This is a genomic window from Mesorhizobium sp. WSM4307 (assembly GCF_007003945.1).
Lineage (GTDB): Bacteria > Pseudomonadota > Alphaproteobacteria > Rhizobiales > Rhizobiaceae > Mesorhizobium.
Genome location: NZ_VFTB01000024.1, coordinates 39,492 through 58,031 on the forward strand (window position 1 = coordinate 39,492; position 18,540 = coordinate 58,031).

At 59.1% G+C, this 18,540-nt stretch carries 16 protein-coding genes and 1 pseudogene; 9 read left to right on the forward strand and 8 right to left on the reverse strand.

Annotation, left to right across the window (positions count from 1 at the left end):
- Positions 1-7 precede the first annotated feature (7 nt).
- From FJV83_RS35500 to FJV83_RS35520, 5 genes are all read right to left on the reverse strand, one after another.
- Positions 8-1,117, reverse strand: coding sequence for an electron transfer flavoprotein subunit alpha/FixB family protein (locus tag FJV83_RS35500; protein WP_024505237.1), 1,110 nt, complete (start codon positions 1,115-1,117; stop codon positions 8-10).
- 16 nt (positions 1,118-1,133) lie between these two features.
- Positions 1,134-1,985, reverse strand: coding sequence for an electron transfer flavoprotein subunit beta/FixA family protein (locus tag FJV83_RS35505; RefSeq protein WP_063169390.1), 852 nt, complete (start codon positions 1,983-1,985; stop codon positions 1,134-1,136).
- A 188-nt stretch (positions 1,986-2,173) separates the two neighbouring features.
- Positions 2,174-2,551, reverse strand: coding sequence for a nitrogenase stabilizing/protective protein NifW (nifW, locus tag FJV83_RS35510; protein ID WP_063169389.1), 378 nt, complete (start codon positions 2,549-2,551; stop codon positions 2,174-2,176).
- Positions 2,552-2,730: 179 nt separating this feature from the next.
- The gene (nifS, locus tag FJV83_RS35515; RefSeq protein ID WP_063169388.1) at positions 2,731-3,942 is read right to left on the reverse strand and encodes a cysteine desulfurase NifS; all 1,212 of its coding nucleotides are present in this window, start codon (positions 3,940-3,942) and stop codon (positions 2,731-2,733) included.
- A gap of 347 nt (positions 3,943-4,289) precedes the next feature.
- Positions 4,290-4,610 carry an iron-sulfur cluster assembly accessory protein gene (locus FJV83_RS35520; RefSeq protein WP_029356570.1) on the reverse strand — a complete coding sequence of 107 codons (321 nt, stop codon included), beginning with the start codon at positions 4,608-4,610 and terminating at the stop codon, positions 4,290-4,292.
- A gap of 210 nt (positions 4,611-4,820) precedes the next feature.
- Between FJV83_RS35520 and FJV83_RS35525 the strand changes: the two genes are divergently transcribed.
- A complete protein-coding gene (locus tag FJV83_RS35525) occupies positions 4,821-5,144 on the forward strand; it encodes a hypothetical protein (protein WP_126066777.1) in 324 nt (107 codons plus the stop codon).
- A 51-nt stretch (positions 5,145-5,195) separates the two neighbouring features.
- The gene (locus FJV83_RS35530) at positions 5,196-6,332 is read left to right on the forward strand and encodes a ChuX/HutX family heme-like substrate-binding protein (RefSeq protein WP_082826587.1); all 1,137 of its coding nucleotides are present in this window, start codon (positions 5,196-5,198) and stop codon (positions 6,330-6,332) included.
- Between the two features lie 156 nt (positions 6,333-6,488).
- On the opposite strand, the gene FJV83_RS35535 is transcribed toward FJV83_RS35530, so the two are convergent.
- Positions 6,489-7,721, reverse strand: coding sequence for an MFS transporter (locus FJV83_RS35535; RefSeq protein ID WP_063169386.1), 1,233 nt, complete (start codon positions 7,719-7,721; stop codon positions 6,489-6,491).
- Positions 7,722-9,208: 1,487 nt separating this feature from the next.
- Between FJV83_RS35535 and FJV83_RS35540 the strand changes: the two genes are divergently transcribed.
- The 6 genes and pseudogenes from FJV83_RS35540 (at position 9,209) to FJV83_RS35560 (ending at position 14,819) form a co-directional block, all read left to right on the forward strand.
- Positions 9,209-10,387, forward strand: coding sequence for a cytochrome P450 (locus FJV83_RS35540; protein ID WP_063169385.1), 1,179 nt, complete (start codon positions 9,209-9,211; stop codon positions 10,385-10,387).
- 29 nt (positions 10,388-10,416) lie between these two features.
- A pseudogene (locus tag FJV83_RS37435) lies at positions 10,417-10,539 on the forward strand (ferredoxin); the annotation flags it as partial.
- A gap of 138 nt (positions 10,540-10,677) precedes the next feature.
- Positions 10,678-11,265 (forward strand): nuclear transport factor 2 family protein, encoded by a 588-nt coding sequence (locus FJV83_RS35545; RefSeq protein WP_050580531.1) that lies wholly within the window; start codon positions 10,678-10,680, stop codon positions 11,263-11,265.
- 148 nt (positions 11,266-11,413) lie between these two features.
- Positions 11,414-13,015: an SDR family oxidoreductase gene (locus FJV83_RS35550; protein ID WP_063169384.1), complete on the forward strand. Its 1,602-nt coding sequence runs from the start codon at positions 11,414-11,416 to the stop codon at positions 13,013-13,015.
- Positions 13,016-13,153: 138 nt separating this feature from the next.
- On the forward strand, positions 13,154-14,206 hold the full coding sequence (locus FJV83_RS35555; protein ID WP_063169383.1) for an LLM class flavin-dependent oxidoreductase: 1,053 nt from the start codon (positions 13,154-13,156) through the stop codon (positions 14,204-14,206).
- Positions 14,193-14,819 carry a nitrogen fixation protein NifQ gene (locus FJV83_RS35560; protein WP_063169382.1) on the forward strand — a complete coding sequence of 209 codons (627 nt, stop codon included), beginning with the start codon at positions 14,193-14,195 and terminating at the stop codon, positions 14,817-14,819. Before FJV83_RS35555 ends, FJV83_RS35560 begins: the two co-directional genes overlap by 14 nt.
- Here the strand turns inward: FJV83_RS35560 and rpoN are convergent.
- Positions 14,816-16,249 (reverse strand): RNA polymerase factor sigma-54, encoded by a 1,434-nt coding sequence (gene rpoN, locus FJV83_RS35565; protein WP_063169381.1) that lies wholly within the window; start codon positions 16,247-16,249, stop codon positions 14,816-14,818. The genes FJV83_RS35560 and rpoN overlap by 4 nt on opposite strands.
- A 68-nt stretch (positions 16,250-16,317) precedes the next feature.
- Positions 16,318-16,851, reverse strand: coding sequence for a peroxiredoxin (locus FJV83_RS35570; protein ID WP_063169380.1), 534 nt, complete (start codon positions 16,849-16,851; stop codon positions 16,318-16,320).
- Between the two features lie 1,173 nt (positions 16,852-18,024).
- On the opposite strand from FJV83_RS35570, the gene FJV83_RS35575 reads away from it, so the two are divergent.
- Positions 18,025-18,297: a hypothetical protein gene (locus FJV83_RS35575; RefSeq protein WP_199489650.1), complete on the forward strand. Its 273-nt coding sequence runs from the start codon at positions 18,025-18,027 to the stop codon at positions 18,295-18,297.
- Positions 18,298-18,540: the final 243 nt, after the last annotated feature.

Here is an 18,540-nt window from a genome sequence, read left to right on the forward strand (position 1 = left end):
CTCTCCCTCAACTCGCAAGCTTGTCTCGACTGTGCGGCGACAGCCGCCGGGTGAAGGCTTCCGTCAGTGCGGGCAGGAAGCGGATTGCATCCGTGACGATCCCGAGGTGGGCGAACTCGAAAATCGGCGCGTTCGGATCGGTGTTGATCGCGACGATGAGATCGGCCCCCTCGACCCCAACTCGGTGCTGGATGGCGCCGGAAATTCCGGCCGCGATGTAAAGCTTCGGTCGAATGGTCTTGCCAGTTTGTCCAATCTGTCGATCAGCCGGCATCCAGCCCTTCTGGACCAAGGGGCGCGAACAGCCATGCTCGGCGCCGATCGCTCGGGCAAGATTCTTCACAAGCTGAAGGTTCTCCGCCGCTCCGAGACCGAGGCCTCCCGCAACCACGACATCCGCATAGGCAAGATTTGCCATTGCCGACTGGTTATCCGGTAGGAAGCCGAGGACTTTGGTGACGATATCGTCCTCAACGAGCGACAGCTTGTGCCGCATGACACGCCCGACCGGCTTATCCACCCGTTGCGGCATAGGCATGACCCTTGGTCGCACCGTCGCCATTTGCGGCCGGTAATTTAGTGTATAGATCGTACACAACAATGAGCCACCAAAAGTCGGACGGGTCGCGGCGAGTGAACCGTCGGAATCTACATCAAGTTCGGTGCAGTCGGCCGTGAGCCCCGTCTGCAGGGTCGTCGCTACCGAGCCTGCAAGATCCCTGCCCAGTGTGGTCGCGCCGAGAAGGAGGATTTCGGGTTTATGGGTATTGACCAGATCCGTGAGCGCCTTGGCGAACGGCTCGTTCCGGTAGTCGGCGAGCGGCGGCGCATCGACGATGTAGACAAGATCCGCCCCGTAAGCGAAGGCCTCGGCAACAGCGTCCTCGACCATCTCGCCCGGCGGTCCCAGCACGACGCCCGCGAGCTGGACTTCAAGCTTGTCGGCTAATTTGCGGCCTTCGCCCAGCAGTTCGAATGATACAGGATGCACATTGCCGCGTTCGAGCTCGAGGAAGACCCACACGTGCCGGTAGTCTTTGAAACGGTCGGGAAGTTCTTTCTTTACACCGGCACGGCCGGGGGCAATGCGAGGGGTAGTTTGGCTTGCGGTCGACATTTTCTGCTCCTGGCCGTCACGTGCCGCTGTTGAAGGCCAGCTCATGTTCCAGCGCCGGCCGGCGGGTTAAGATATCGGCGATGAGTTCATCGGCTATGTCCTGCAAGCCCCTTTCCGCGGTGTCGATCTGCGCCGCCCTTTCTGCCCGTGCGGTGGGGGCGAAAACACGCTTGACGACTGTAGGCGAGCCACGCAGACCGCACCGGGTGAGATCGTCAATGCCGGCGTCGGCTGCAGTCCACTTCACGACTTGGCTGCGCGCCGCGCACAGAGCCTGCTGGAGCGAGCCCCGGCGGATTTCGTTGGTGTCTTCCAGCATGGTAATGAGGCAAGGGAGTCTGCTCTTCAGCAACTGGGTGCCGCCTTCGGCGCGACGAGCGACTTCGATCTCTCGCGTATCGAGATCGATGGAGGCAATCTTCGCGACATAGGTAAGTTGCGATAAATCTAGGCGCTTGGCTATGCCCGGTCCGACCTGGGCGGTATCGCCGTCAATCGTCTGCTTGCCGGTGAAGACGATGTCCGGCCTGCCGAAAGTCTCCCCAATTTTTGCGATTGCTTGCGAAAGAGCAAAGGAAGTCGCCAGCGTATCGGATCCGGCAAAATAGCGGTCCGTCAAGAGAACTGCTCGGTCAGCACCGTAACCGAGCGCCTTTCGCAGCGAGTCCTCCGCCATGGGCGGACCCATTGTGAGCACAGTAACCTCGCCACCATGAACGTCGCGCAGTTTGAGCGCTTCTTCGAGGGCGAACAGGTCGTAAGGATTGATGATGGTCGGAACACCCTGACGCATGATCGTGTTCGTCACCGGGTGCACGCGGATCTGTGCCGAATCCGGCACCTGCTTGATGCAGACTACGATATGCATTGGCGGTTTCTCTAAGCTCCCAGTCCGGATTCGTGCTTGGCGGTTCACCTCATTGCCTGCATCGTTCATGCCAAGTCGTCTTCCTGCCTCTATTCCAGAAGGTGGCTTCGTTTGCTTCCGAGGAGGCGTCATGAGGACTGGATTTGTCGACTTCTCGACATTGTCGCGTCGCAGCCGTGTCGGGCTCATTACTTTCCGAACCGCTTCAGTGCAGAGTCGAGCGGGACGAAGGCGCGGCCAGGTGCGGGACATATGTTTGGATCGTGGTCCCTTAGCACCTTGAACACACGTTGCGTGAGCGGCGAGGAAGTCGCGAAATCTTCGTAGGCGCGTTCCAGCTTGGCGCGCACCCGCGCGGCGATTACCTGGTTAGGCAGACCGGAGAAATCTTCTTCGGCAAGGTATTGGCCCACGCGCTTCATGATATGGAGCCGCGAGACATTCATCACTTTCGGGTCGTAGGAGACGTCAAGGCAGGCGAAGAAGTCCTCCGCGGCCGACAGGCCCTTCAGTCGCGCTAGGATATCGGTGCGATCGATCGGGCGGCTATCAGCGGAGCAGTTCATTGTATTCTCCCGGCGCGAAATTGTGGTGTCGATGCATTGGTGACATTGCTGACGGCGTGCCGACCTCTGGCACGGCGGCTGGGCAAGAGACTTGGCGATCTCAAGCTTTTCTGAAGTGGTGAAGGCGACCCCGAGTTTAACTGCTCTCCTTGCGCAGGGTCGTCACGTTGAGGAAGACCTCACGGCTCGTCGGCTATTGTGCCGCTCGGACCCGGGCCGGAATGAAGCTGTTCTGCACCTCGCCCGCACAGTCCAGCACTGGGAACGGCCCGTAGCTTCTCGGTGATCGCAGGCAGGACCTCAAGCACGCGGTCTACGTCATCTTCGCCGTTGTCACGCGACAAGGAGAAGCGGACTGCCCCACATGCCGCGTTCATAGCGATCAGAACATGGCTCGGTTCCAGTGAGCCAGAGGCACAGGCGGACCCGGCGGAACAGGCGATTCCCAGCCGGCTCAGGACAATTGGAATTGCATCGCCTTCGATACCTTCGAATCCAATGTTTGCAGTGTTTGGCAATCGCTCTTGCGGATCGCCGTTGATGGATGTGTTTGGGATGCGCTGGATGATCCCGTTCTCAAGGCGGTCGCGCAACCATTTTATTCGTTTTGTCTCGTCCATGAATTTCAAGGCGAGTTCGGCCGCCATGCCCAGTCCGACTATGCCGGGTGTGTTTTCAGTGCCTGCACGCCGGTCGCGCTCTTGGTGCCCACCCTTGATCATGGAGGAGAAGCGCACGCCACGTCTTACATAAAGCGCGCCTATCCCCTTTGGACCATGCAGCTTGTGGGCGGAGAGCGACAGCATGTCGATCGCGGTCGATTTCAGCTCAATCGGAAGCCTTCCGACCGCCTGCACTGCATCAGTGTGGAAAAGCGCGCCGACTTCCCTGGCTAGATCGGCAAGCTTAACCACGGGAAAGATCGTACCGGTCTCATTGTTCGCCCACATTATCGAGACGATTGCCACTTGTGGGGTGAGGGCGGTTCTGTAGGCGTCCAGGTCGAGCCGGCCGTAGTGATCGACTGGGATAATGTGCACCTTGACGCCGCGCGTCTTCTCAAGGTGCGCGCACAACTTCAGAACGGCCGGATGTTCAACCGCGGAAGTCACTATTTCCGTTCGGTCGGGCATCACCTCCAGCGCCGAAAGGATGGCTGTACTGTCGCTTTCAGTCCCGCCCGAGGTGAAGATGATCTCGTCCTCGAATCCCGCGCCGATGAGGGCTTGCAACTGTTGCCTCGCCTTTCTCACGGCTTCAGCAACCGATGCGCCATAGGCGTGCATGGACGAATGATTGCCAAATTGCTCCGTAAAGAAAGGCAACATCGCTCCAACGACTGCAGGATCAACCCGCGTCGTTGCGTTGTTGTCGAGATAGACAGGGTTCATGGGAGTGATCCTTCAACTGCTGAAATGATTCAAGGGTAGTCGGGCCATTGAACCTCTGGCGCATATCGTATCTGGTAAGGTGGGCGGCCGGGGGAGCGATGGCTTGGCTGACCGGTCGCTGTCGACATTGCCCTTTGGTGGCGGCATCCGCCGGGAATTCAGCTGTTTCGGGCAATTTTGTTTGCTTGCCCACGGCAACGATCGATGATCGCGATTTGGTGCATCACCGAACGCAATTGTTCCGGGCCGACAGTGCGTGTCGGCCGGTTCCAGAGCGCCGGCGGTTACCGGTTCGACGCAGTATTCCTTGGCGTCGCTATAGTCGAACATAGCCTGTTCCCTCGCAATCATTTGCAGGACTTGCCGCAGCCGCACGTCTCACGCGCATTGGGGTTATCGAAAACAAAGCCGGATGTTTCGAGCCCAGTGACGAAGTCCACGGTCATGCCGGCGGCATGGGGTTGGGAGCCTCTATCCATGAACACCTTGAGCCCATCTCGCTCGATGATCGCATCGCCCTCACGTGAGACGCTCTCCAGGCCCATTGAGTATTGGAAGCCGGCGCAGCCGCCGGCATGGACCATGATGCGAAATCCTTCCGCCGGCTCGCTGGCGCGGTAAAGAGCGGCCTTGATGGCGGCAACAGCGTTGTCGGTGAGCGTAATCATGGCTCGATTTCTCCTCGGTCCGGCGTTTTCGTGGATCATCTCGCATGGACCGTGCCAAAGGGAAGACGTGTCAAAAACCGTAGGACATCCCGACGTCTCTTATGCTCGATTGCTGGGGAGACGTCCGACAACCGACACTTACTGTCGGGTTTGTCGCGTCCGCGTCACAGGAAGGGCGCCTGAGTTCGCGATGCACTCACGCGTAAAGCAATGAACAGAGCCAAAGATGTTCAGAGCTTGCCGCGGAGCAACTGGCACGATTTTTGTGAAGCCTTCGTTGCGGCGGCAAAATTGCCGGCCGATTCACCTTTGGGTTGCCCTCGCAATCGAAGAACGAAGGAAAGCAATATGATCCATCAGACCCGCCTTGGTGGGAAAGCAGCACCGCCGGTGGTACCCGAATGCTCGATCGGCCGATTGGCGCCGACCACCCAACAATCGCTCGCTACCGGCGATTGGCCGCTGACCGCCCGGAGACAGGATTCGACTGGCATGTGCCTGACGATCGATCGCGTCCGCCGTGCACATCCCTGAGGCCCGTTTTTCGATCGATCGTCAAAAGAAGAACGGGGCAGGGGTAAAAACATGGATCAGCGCAAGAAGCGGTCGCCCAACGAAATCCGGCGTGCGTGGGAAGTCTGTCCGAACATTCCCGCGCGTGATTTCGCCGCCCAATTGGCCATTTCGGAAGCGGAACTGGTCGCGGCCCATTGCGGTTTCGGCGCGGCACGCATCGACCCGCGCGTCAATCACCTTCTGACGGGCCTCGAATTCGTGGGCGAAGTGACGGCGCTGACCCGCAATCAAGGTGCCGTGCACGAAAAGATTGGCGTCTTCAACAGAGTGATAACCGGCAACAATCACGCCATGGTCCTTGGTGACGAATTCGACCTTCGCGTCTTCCCGCAGGCTTGGAGGTATGGTTTCGCTGTTGAAAGGCGCCATCGCGGCGGAATCCAGCGCAGTTTGCAATTCTTCGACGCCGCCGGCGCAGCAGTGCATAAGGTGCATCTCAGGCCGGTCTCCAACCTTCATGCCTATCGAAAGCTGGTGGCCGAGCTCGTATCCGCCAACCAGGAGCCGACCATGTCGCTTAAGGCGAGAGTAGCCGACCTGGGCGCGAGGACTGCGGACTGGGCCGGCACGGTGGACGACCTACGCGAGTACTGGAGCCGGCTGACTGACGTCAACCTTCTAAAGACGCTCAAGCTCAGCCGCTGCCAGGCTTTGCGCATGGTCGGCCAGGATTACGCTTGGCTGCTCGACAATGCCGCAGTTGGCGCCGTGCTCCAGCGTGCGGCCGAAGACGAATTGCCGATCATGTGCTTCGTCGGCAACCGAGGTTCTATCCAGACCCATTCCGGCTTAATCAAGTCGGTCAAGCAGATCGGGCCGTGCATCCATGTGCTGGACGAAACGTTCCGGCTGCATCTCAGGACCCACCAAATCCGTGAGGTTTGGGCCGTGCGCAAGCCGACCAATGACAGTCACGTCACCTCGCTCGAAGCATATGGGTCCGACGGCAAGATCATCATCCAGTTGTTCGGTGCGCGCAAGGAAGGCGAACGCGAGCGCGACGACTGGCGGGTTCTGGCGGAAAACCTGCCTCGTTTCCCCGACAGCTACATGAGAAAAGACCGATCGTCGTCGGTGGGACGCCGGCGCCCATCTGCCTCCGCAGCCAGTAGCCGGGCATTGAAGCCGAGACCGGGGACACGATGACGCAATAAGCGCGCTGTATTATCGCAACGCGATGAGCAGGAAGCAATTTGGCGCTGCCCCATCGACCGCATGGTTACGACGAAGCCGCGGCCTTTGGGCCGAGCTCAGAGGTGACAATAGCGTGAACGCCGCCGACCGTCACTCCCCACCAGGCGGTCAGGTTTTGCGGTTCGGGCCGAGCAAAAATACTGTCAAGACAGCGAGGAACGTGGCAACCGCGCTGTAGACAAAGACACTGGCAATACCCGTGTGATCCACCAATAGGCCACCGCAAGTTGTGCCGGCTGCGATGGCCACTTGGAAGGTTATGACCATCAGTACACCAGCGCTCTCGGCCTGTTTCGGAGCGGCGCGTAGCACCATCCATGTCTGCAATCCGACCGGGACCGCGCCAAAAGCAAAGCCCCATACGGCAACTGCAATTGCCGAGGTCAAGGCCGATGCTCTCATGGTCAGGAGCGAGACAGCGGCTACGGCAATGAGCAGGGGCGGCAGGGCCGCGACCGCCTTGAGACTGTGTTTGGTGAGGAATGCGCCGGCTAAATTGCCGAAGACGCCGGCCGTGCCAAAAGCAAGGAACACGAGCGGGATTGACTTCTTGTCGAGCGCAGGAACGCTCTCGAGAAAGGCGCGGATGTAGGCGAAGCTGGCAAAATGGCCGGAAGCGACCAATAGCACGACTAGCACCGCAACCTTCATCGCCGGATTCTTCGCGACATCCAGCGGACTGCGGAATCTGCGCACTTCGATCGGAGGCAGTGGCGGAATGGTTACGAGTTGCACGAGCAGCGCAACGGCACTCACGATTGCGGCGACCTTGAACGAGGCTCGCCATCCCCAAATGTCACCGACATAAGCGCCGATTGGAGCCGCGCAGACGGAGGCGACAGAAACGCCGGTGAGGATGACCGACATGGCGCGCGGCATGAGGTGACTTGGAACCAGCCGCATCGCCAACGCTGCCGAAATTGACCAAAAACCACCAAGCGATATGCCAAGGACGACGCGTGCCGCCAGCAAAACCGGCAGCGACCCCGCAACCTCCGCCAGAACGTTCGACAGGATCAGCAGGAGCGTCATCGCCCAGATGACGACCCTGCGGTCCAGACGCTTTGTCACGATGGCGATTATCGGTGCCGAGATCGCCGCGACGATTGCGGCCGCTGTTAGCGCCTGTCCAGCCGTGCCCGTGGTGATACGGAGATCATGCGCGAGCGGTGTCAGAACGCTGGCGGGCAGAAACTCTGCCGTCACAAGCCCGAAGGTGCCGAAGGAAAGCGAAATGATGGCACCCCATGCAGGGCCAGAACGTTGATAGGGACTTTCTGGGTCAAGCCGATCTCGGTCGAACAAAGCCGCGTCCACTAAATCTGTCGCCGATTCGGTCATGAATGAGTTCTCCGGCTAGGAGCTGTTGCAGCAGGGGTGGCTACATCGCCGGGGATCAAAGCCGCGAGACCTTCCGGCGGCGGCCAGTCGGCATCAGTCGAGGCCTCGGAGCCCGACGCATCCGAGGCCTCATCGGAGGGCCGACGGACCCAACCGTCGACAATGCGGGAGAGTTCTCGGCGCGGTCGCATCGATCGCATTCGTCGAAGTGCGGTCTGTTCACTGCGAACCAAGCAAGCCGAACGCGGTGTCCTCGATCGAGGCCTTGATGGGGGGATGATCGACGATCTCTATATTGCTTTGAAGCAGGAAGTTCCGTCGCCATATGTGGTTATCCTGGCAGCCAGAATTGAGCGGTTGTCGCAAGCACCAAGGCGGTCGCAATGAGTGCAACGAGGCGGAAGTCTGATCGATGGCTGCGGTTCGATGGCCGCGCGATCGACAAAATTGAGGTGATGAGTTATCCCTTTTGAAGCCGTTGCTCCCAATTCTGGGATAAGGTAATTGCAGGCGGTCCCAGCAACGTCGGGCGGCCTTTTTGGTGATCGAATTCATGGGACGACACTCTCGGTCCGTGACGCATCTGCGAATGACTCCGCAAGTTCCGTGCCATCAACGACAAATCTGGCTCTGCTGAGCGGGTGGTGGAGGCACGAGCGTGGGCTATCCCAAGAGCTTGCCGCAAGGTTGTTCGAAGTTGAGGTGCCGGATAGACCGCAAATATGTCGGGCGGCCTGGGGTTGGCCAACACGAAGATGCGCAAGTTCAAAAGGACGAGCTGAACCCTTGCCGATATCCATCCGAGGCTGATCTGGAGAAGGTCAAGAACTGCGTCTTGAAGGCTTCCGCCGCACCGGCAAATGCTAAGCCAAGGTGCTGGGCAAGATGGACAGGGCCATCCAACCCGTCGACTGGACGCTCATTAATGGCGTCGGTGTGGCTCTGTAGCTGGCGAGAAAAACGCCCTGCTGAAAGACAAAAGCTCGTGTGGCCGGCTCTGAAGGACGGCCAATGAGGCATGCGAGGAGAGGCTATAGTCCATTCGTGTAGACTGATCTTGTCCTACGGAGGCGGCTAACCACCCCGCCAGACATCATCGAGGGGAGCGCCACTAGGCTCACCCCAAGTGTTGGTCGTTTCCACCTGGTGACCTCGGCCAAGTCACCAAGCCGCTTAGCGCAAGCTTTCGAACTGGATGCTCCCCGGGCACATGATCGGCTAGCGATCCCACCAGTTGAGTTGCTCCAAGTCGCTGTCTAGCATTCTACATTCTGTGTCCGACGCTGGACAAGAATGTTGCAATCCCGACCAGCAAGTCAGCGCAGGCGCCACCTGTTGCCCAGCAAACGGCAAGGATTATCGAAAGACGAATTCGGCACGGAGCTTGCACCGACGATTGCATGCAAATGCCGACAGCATCTCATGAACGGTCTCTCGATTCTGGCGCGGTTAAATCGCGGCCGGTTCCAGATCATGTCCCGCCCGAAATGGTGAGGGACTTCAACCTGTTTACGTCGCCCGGCATGTTGCCGACGGCTAACGGGGATCCGCATGCAGCGGTTGCTTGCGTTCATGCCGGGCCTCCGATCTTTTATTCAACCAGCAACACGCGCGACGGTCGGGGTACCTGGGTCATCACTCGCGCGAGCGACCAGCGCCGGGTGCTGCAGGACACCGAAACGTTTTCCAGCCATCGCAGCATCTTCGCCTCTGTGCTCGGCGAGAGCTGGCCGATGATCCCGCTTGAGCTCGATCCGCCATTCCACGGTGTTTTTCGCTCACTGCTCAATCCGCTGCTTTCGCCAAAGCGGGTAATGGCATTGGAGCCGGCTGTCCGGGAACGAGCGATCAAGCTGATCGACAGGATCGCCGCATCAGGCACGAGCTGCGACATCATGAAGGATTTTGCAGTTCCGTTCGCGGTCAATATCTTCCTTCGCTTTATTGGGCTTTCGGACAACGGACTAGAAACATTTGTCGGCTGGGCTAGAGATCTGCTCCACGGCGATAAGGAGCAACGACCACCCGCAGCCCGGACGATCGTGGCCTTCATCGACGAACTTGCCACCGAGCGCCGCAAGGAGCCGGTCGATGATTTCATGACCTTCATCGTGAAGGCAAAGGTCGAGGGTCGTCTGCTCAGTGACGAAGAAGTCCGTGGCATCGGCGTGCTTGTGTTCGTCGCGGGACTCGACACGGTCTCAGCAGCCATATGCTTCGACTTGGCCCATCTCGCGCGCAACCCCAAAGATCAGGAATTGCTACGAAGCGAACCTGACCGGATTGCCGTCGCTGCGGAAGAATTGCTGCGCGCCTATTCGACCATTCAGATGATCCGAGTGGCAACGAAGGATGTCGACTTCAAAGGCGCGCCGATCCGCAAGGGAGATTATGTTTCCTGTGCCACGATGATTGCCAATCGTGACCCGGCGGAATTCGAATGCCCGAATGAGATCGATCTGGCGCGCGAGGACAACCGGCACGCTGCCTTTGGCTATGGTCCCCATCGTTGTCTTGGCTCACACCTTGCCCGGCGGGAGATTGTCATTGGCCTGGAGGAGTGGCTGGCGCGCATCCCAGCCTTTCGGATCAAGACAGGGACTGAACCTATCACCTTCGGCGGCCATGTGTTCGGGATCGAGAATCTGATCCTGGAATGGTCCTGAAGTTTCAGCCAACGACATTGGAGTTCGCTATGCGTGTCGTCGTACATAAAGCCAGATGCCAGGGTCATGCGCGCTGCTGGGCGCGGGCGCCGAGAGTCTTCAAGCTTGATGACGCCGGCTACATCTTGCCCGGTGATATTGATGTTGCCGATGGGGAGCAACTGCTTGCCTCAAAAGGGGTACGAGCCTGCCCCGAACAAGCTCTGGAAGTTGACGAGCCCCCCGCTAACTCAGTTGTAGAGAGAGACACACGCAAAGTGCAGACTGGCATCGGGAAGGACAAAACAATCATACAATTCGCGACAGACCCTGTCGACCACGCGAAAATTACCGAACTGCGTGACCGAGAGGCGATCCGCAACTGCCTGTATCGGTACTGCCGCGGGATAGACCGCGCCGATGAGGCGGCGCTGCGTAGCGCATACTGGCCCGAAGCGTATGACAGGCACGGTCCCTATTGCGGACCGGCAGAGGACTTCATCCAATTTGCTCTCGGTCTGCCGGGGCACCGTAACATCCATCAAATCACGAACAGCCTGATCGACTTCATCAGTTCAGCAGAGGCCGCGGTCGAGAGCTATTTCACCGCGCTGCAACGCGGACCGGATACAGACCAAGAAATACGTCAGACGCTGCTTTGCGGCCGTTACTGCGATCTGTTTCAGAAGAGGCAGGACGAGTGGCGAATTGCGGAACGGACAGTCGTCTACGATTGGGTTGAGGAGCAAATCCCGCCAGCGATTCTTGAGGCAGATAGGTTCGGCCGGCGACAGCCGATTGGAGCACCACATCCAGACGATCCCATCTACCAGTTGCTCAAGGGTCACATCCCCACCGACCAAGATGGCGTCGAGGGTCCCCAACTGGGAGCTGCATAAGTGGGTAGGAATGGAGGATGAGCGCCCTACGGGAACGACATCTGTGTGGGGCCGCGACTGGCGGTCACTGCAACGATTTGGCTCGGCCCTTCATTCCGCCCAAGGTTGATGGGCTGAGATCACAAGCGGTCATCGTGGAGAAGCTCTCGTGAAACTGGCAGCACGCACCGTAATCATCACAGGCGCTGCGGGCGGGATCGGCCGTGCCCTGGTCGATATCCTTGCCGCGGACGGAGACACTGTAGTTGCGGTGGACCTTCCGGGCAGTGGTGTGGTTGAACTGGCTCGGGATCTCGGGTCGCCGCACGTCGGTCTGGAGTGCGATGTGTCGCGAGAGAAGGACATGCTCTCACTTTTCGGCCAGGTCGAAGCACGGTTCGCGCAAATCGATGTCCTCATCAACAATGCGGCGGTTGGACCCACGATGGATAGGATCATCGACACCGCTGTCGATACCTTCCGACGCGGCGTGACAGTGAACCTTATTGGGCCATTCGTTATGGCCCGGGAAGCGGCGCGGCGCATGAAGCCGGGCGGTGCGATCGTCAATGTGGCTTCGATGGCGGGCGTGGTCGGCAATCCCAGGCGCAACGCCTACGCAGCCTCGAAAGCTGGCGTGATCTCGTTGACAAAGTCCCTTGCATGCGAGTGGGCTATGCGAGGAATCCGCGTCACGGCGGTGGCGCCGGGCTCCGTCCGCACCCCAATGGTCACAGAACTGGCACGCGCTGGCAAAATGGACCTCGCGGCGATACGCCGCCGCGTGCCGATGGGGCGCTTGGCTCGCCCCGACGAGATCGCCAGGGTCGTGCGTTTTCTGAGCAGCACGCAGGCGCGCTACATCACCGGCTCGGTGCTGGCAGTCGACGGAGGCTGGATGTCATTCAACCAGCCGGGGGATGCTCACCCGCCGGTGGATGGTGCGCTCCAAGCCGAGCTCTCCTGTCCGGCCGAATGCACAGATGCGCGAATCGTGCTCGTCACCGGTGGCGCAAAAAGCATTGGCGCGGCCGTCGCTCGCCGCTTTGCCGCGAACGGCGACACCGTCGTGATTGCTGATAAAGATGGCACTGCAGCGGCAGAGCTGGCTACATCGCTCCCCGGCAAGCATCTGGCGAAATCGCTGGACGTGGCCGTCGAGAGCGATGTGGTGTCGATGTTCGAAGAACTGAGGGGACGCTTCGGGTATATCGATGTTCTGGTCAATAGTGCTGATACCGCCGACAGGATTGTGCCTGCGATCGAGCAACTGTCGAAACAGCTCGAACACGTCCTGGATGTCAACCTTACCGGCGCCTTCACCTGCGCGCGCGAAGCGATCAAGGCTATGCGCCCGGGCGGCGTGATCCTCAATCTCGGGTCGATCGACAGCTTTCTGCCGTTCGCGCCGCGCCATGCCTACGGCGCCTCCAAGGCGGGGATGGATATGCTGACCCGTTGCATGGCGGCCGAACTCGGGCCGGTCGGAATTCGGACAGCCACCGTCGCTCCTGGCCACATCCGCACGCCCGCACTTGCTCAGTTGGCCAAAGCCGGCCGCATCGACCTGACAGCAATCGGACGACGCATCCCCATGGGCAGGATGGGACGGCCAGAAGACGTCGCAGATGCATCGTTCTTCCTTGCTTCGTCTGACGCCTCATACATCAACGGCTCGATCCTCTACGTGGACGGCGGCTGGACCTCGTTCGGTGATGCGGGAAACGCCAGCGAGCTCTATGACGAATGTTTTGCGGAGGCCGCAGGTTAATTGCCAGGCCTTCGCAGGGCGACCGGCCGAGCATTATGAAGCCTCGGCTCCACGACGCACCTGAGGTGCTTGAGATCCAAGCATGCGCATGCCGAGCACATTCCCGGTCGGCTGACGTGTCTATAACGAGGAGAAATCATGGAATTTGCCACTTTCATTCTGGCCGCCCAGCGTGGCTATCACCAATCCTCAGAAAGCGTCATCCGCAACTCCATCGAACAGGCCGTCGCTTCGGAGCAGGCTGGGTTCAACACCGCGTGGTTTGCTGAGCACCACTTCAACAATTACAGCCTCATACCATCCCCGCTGATGATGGTGGCGCACTGCGGCGGCTTGACAAGCACGATTCGCCTGGGCACTGCCGTCTGCGTGCTGCCGCTTTACCAACCGCAGCGCCTGCTGTCCGAGATCGGCTTCGCCGACATCGTTGCGAACGGCCGTCTCGAGCTCGGCGTAGGCTTGGGATACCAGCAGTTCGAGTTCGAACGGTTCGGCGTGGACATCGATGAGGCGCCGGCCGTCTTTTCGGAATACCTGGACATCATTCTCAAGGGCCTCAACCAAAACGTCTTCGAACACGACGGCCAGTATGAGAAGATCCCCCCAACAGCGATTTCGGTCCGCACAGTCCAGCAGCCGACGCCGCCTATCTGGATCGCTGGCGGAGCCGCACGGATGGCTCGGGCCTACCGCGAGGGGCACAATTTTTTTGTCACAGCCTTCCACGACGGCTTAGAGACTTTGACCACACTGCGTGAATCAGTCGAGAGGGCGGCGGCATCCGAGGAAAAGAACGTCACCGACGTCAAGATATCGCTGCTGCGCTGCTGCTATGCCAGCCACGACGAGTTGGAGATCAACAGCTATCTCGACAATGCCCGCTTCCAGCGCCGGCTTTCTGAAGCCCTGCATCAGCGTCGCCAACAGAGCCACGATGGCTACCTGCTGCAGGAGACACCGACCCAGCAGGATCTGTCCTTCGAGACCATGCGCAAAAATTTGCCGATTGGCAGCGTAAATCGCGTGATTGATCGCCTGCTGGAAGAGATCGATATCTTGAAACCGGACCAGATCGCAGTTCAGACTCAATTGGGCGACTTCGACCAAAAGACGATGCTGCGCCAGATCGAGCTCTGGGGCGACAAGATCATCCCTGCGGTCAACAAGGCGCTTTGTCATGCCGGAAGCTGAAGCCGGCCGTTACGATGATGGCTGCCTATCCAGCGCGCAATGGCGTGGGTCCGAGCTAGGGAGGAGCTTCGATCAGCATGTGCTGCCCTGCGTACATTCACGTTCGCTTGAGGAGGTCCAGGCGGGCGAGGTGTTGGCGACGGAGGGGACAGGCCTTTCGTCTGTCGAATTGCGTGATGTCTTGGCCGCAACTTTCCCGTCTACCTCCAGCAGCGTATTCGCTTTGGAGGAGTTGAGCGAGCCCGAGCCGGAACTGGAAGAGGAACTGCTACGCCGGCTGCTGCTAGCGCATGCTGCGCCGGCCGACCCGGCGAGCGCCCGCTTGGCCAAGATCATCGCCCGGCGTGCGATGCGCATGGACCATCTTTGGCGGGATCTTGGCCTCTCAAATCGCGCTGAGCTCAGCCGCCTGCTTGCCAGACATTTTCCCGCGCTGGCGGCAGGCAACACAGAAAACATGAAATGGAAAAAGTACTTTTACCGCAAGCTGTGTGAGGCCGAAGGCTTTTCGTCATGCACAGCACCCAGTTGCGGGGAATGCCATGACTTCGAAAGCTGCTTCGGCCCGGAGGAAGTTGAGAGTCGCCTCTCGCCGACCACGAATGTCGGTTAGTCACTTCGCTTGATCGCAGCTGCGGACAAACGCTTATCGCGGCGCCGTCGTATGGAGGAAGGGATGTTCATCGCCTCGCGATATTTGGTGACGGTACGGCGAGCGACATCGATGCCGGTCTCCTTGAGTTGAGCAACGATGTCTTCGTCGGAATGTACCTTGTCGAGCGATTCTTCGGCTATGATTGCCTTGATCCGATGGCAGACAGCTTTGGCGGAGTGCGCATCGCCGCCCTCGCAGGATGCGATTGGCGCAGCGAAAAAATACTTCAGCTCGAACACCCCGCGCGGAGTCAACATGTACCTGTTCGAAGTCACCCGGCTTACCGTCGACTCGTGCATGCCGATCTCGTCAGCGACATTTTTGAGACAGAGAGGCCGCAGATGGGCGGCGCCGTGTGTAAAAAAGGCATCCTGCTGGCGCACGATTTCGGTCGCAACCTTAAGGATCGTCTTAGCGCGCTGCTTGAGACTGCTGATCAGCCAGTTCCCTTTTTCCTGGCAATTGTCGAGAAACGCTTTGCCTTCCGGATTTTGCTTGGTCAGCTGCGAGATTTCGGCGACATAGGTGTGGTTGATCAACACTTTGGGCAGCGTGGCCGGATCAAGCTCCACCCGCCATCCACCTTCGGACTTGGGCATTACCCAGACGTCCGGTACGATGGTTTCCGGCGTCCCGGACTGGAACCGGTCTCCAGGCTTGGGATCGAGCGCGCGGATTTCGTTCCTCATGTCGAGGAGATCCTCCTCGTCGACTCCGCAACGCTGCTTCAATCCCTGAAAATCCCCCCGTGCAAGCATCTCGAGATTGGCGACCAAAGCTGCCATAGCCGGGTCGAACCGGTCTTGCTGGCGCAGCTGAATCTCCAGGCATTCGCTGAGAGTTCGCGCAAAAATGCCCGGCGGATCAAATTGCTGCAAGATTCCGATGACCCGTTCCACATCAGCTTGCCGAACGTTTAACGTCCTGGCCAGATCGAAAAGGTTTACCTGAAGATAGCCAGTGTCCTCCAGATGAGCGGCGAGCTGTCCGGCAATCAGCCGCTCCTGGGGGGTGAACGGGTTGAGGGCGACCTGGCGGGCGACATGGTCGTGCAATGTTTCGGTGTGGGCGGTAAACTCCTCGACGGCAGGTCGATCGTTGCCGCTACTGCGTTGCGACTTCCATTGCCCGCGCCCGCCAGACGGCCCGCCAATGGGCGATTCGCCGATTTCGCTTCTGCTTTGACTGCTCCGCTGATCCACCCCTGGCAGCGGCGAATCGTCGTCAAACGGGTCAGGCTTCAAAACGGGGTTCTTCTCGAGTGCCTGCTGCACGAGCTGATGGAGTTCAGTATGCGTCAATCGCAGCAAGCGAATAGCTTCAATGGCTTGAGGCGATAAGACCATACGTTGCTTCTGGCGTTGAAGCAGGCTTGCTGAGAGATGCATGTTGAACCGTGATCTGCCGAGGAGGCTCTAGTGTGTGCTTGGGTTGTGTGAGACTTTCCACTTCTGGGTCATGCCGCCGCCTTCAATTTGTCGAGAACGTTTTGCGGGGATGAAACGCCATAGGGGTCCGTCTCGCAGTTGTCACAGAAGCCTTCCTCCTCGAACCACTGCTCCACCACGCCATCGTCGATCAGAGCGGCGTATCGCCAGGAGCGCATGCCAAAGCCCAGATTGTCCTTCGCGACCAGCATGCCCATTTTGCGCGTGAACTCGCCCGACCCGTCTGGGATCAGCTCGATCTTCTGCAGCCCCAAGGACTTTCCCCACGCATTCATGACGAAAGCATCGTTGACCGAGACGCAGTAGATCGCGTCAATTCGCAGTTCCAGAAATTGATCATAGAGTTTTTCGAAATCGGGCAGTTGGAAGGTCGAGCAGGTCGGGGTGAAGGCGCCAGGCAGCGAGAACAGGATGATGCGCTTGCCCCCGAAATAATCGTCGGAGGTCTTGTTCTCCCACTGATAAGGATTTGGCCCCCCGATCGACTCATCGCGAACACGCGTGCGAAAGGTCACGAGAGGAACGTTCTTTCTATAGGTCATTGATTTGCTTCCAGGCCAAAGTGGTACGGTGCATTTTTCGGTTAAACTGAAGCGGCATCGACTTCGGTCGACAGTTCCGGCAGCCTCGCGCCTTGGCGTGGTTGCCTCGGACCGGTCTTGTGCAAGACCGCCCCCGAGCAGGCACGTTTAACGGCGACGAGCTTCCGCGGAGACGGGGAATTTTGCTCGCGTGCTTTATCGAGCTTTGAGAGGTAGGCATGGTCTGCAACCGTGATTTTGACTGCGTTCTATCGACCGAGTCGCAAGCGCCATGCCAATTGACCCGATGCCTTGGGTTCACTTCGGTTTTTGCAGCAACTTTCGTGTTGTGCAGTAATGCCGGTCGATATTATTGCTCAAGCAGCACTGGAAATTGGGTGCGACTCCGTTCGGCAAACCCGGCCTTTGTCCGAAGCCGGACACGAATGTCGGAAATAGCCAAACGCCAGGATCTGGGGCGGGTTAAGAAACGTTGCCGTGGGCACCGGCTTCAGCACAATTGCGCCACGCGAGCATGGCTCCCAGCGTCAATGCCGTGCAGCAGCGAGACGAAGTCACTGCAGAATATCAACCTCTGCGAAGTCGTTGAAACCCAGCATGTGCGAGCCGTTCGAGGCGCAGATCAAGGCATGCTCGAGGAAGAGCTCGTGCTCTCGGCAGCAAGTGTTGCGACGTCTGACAAGGATCGTCGCGCTTCAAGGAAAAGAACCTGAATGGTGCACGGCTTGTGAAGGCCGGCGCATGGAAATGGCTGGGCTGATCATCCTCCATGAGGGTTGAATGAAGAGCTGGCCCCTATCTCCCTCAGCTGCAACGGGGGGAGATAGGGCATGTCCGTCTATCGCGCTGGGTAACATTCCTCGGTGATGCAATAAGGGGGAGCAATTTCTCATTTCGGCAGACACGACCCAGCTCTCCTTTCATGCGCTGATTCCCCCAGGGGAAATCGCGACTCCAGGCTTCCTATGCAGCGAATCGCGGTGCTGTCCGATGTCCGACAATGTCGGATGCGGATCGTAGCTGGGCTAGATCCGTCACTTTGCCTCGATGGTTTCCCACTGGCCTTATATCTGCTTCGCCCAAATGCGGCGACATAACCTGTGCGGCATCTGTGAATGGATCGACTTCAATCGAGACCTCGGAGGTCCCGATGCGCGAAGGGAGCTTGCCGATATGACGGCCACCATAGCGAACCACGGTCCGGACGACGAGGGGACTTGGATCGGCGGGCCTGCGGCGCTGGGACACCACCGCCTGGCAATCATCGATATCCAGGGCGGCCGCCAGCCGAGGATGCTCCAGGGGGATGGCCGACCTGACTTGGTGCTCGTCTACACGGGTGAGACTTACAACTACCGCGAGCTGCGTCAACAGCTGGCCGGCCTAGTCCATCGCATGAACACGAGCAGTGACACCGAGGTGGTGCTGCACCGCCCCCGCGAGTAGGGCTCTTCGGCGGGTACACTTTTTTCACGAAATCCGTGAATGTTTCTCGCGACATCATCCCGCAATCGGTGGTGCAGCGGGTGAAGAGCCCGTATCCGGCTATCCAGAATGCCGCCTACGACAAAATACTACGTACGCGGTTCACTGTGATGCTGGACGACCTAGTTGTGGAGCTTCAACAGGTTGTCCTCGATCAGGGCGAGGCGACTGATAGGCGTTTTTGACTTTAGGCTGCCATGTGGA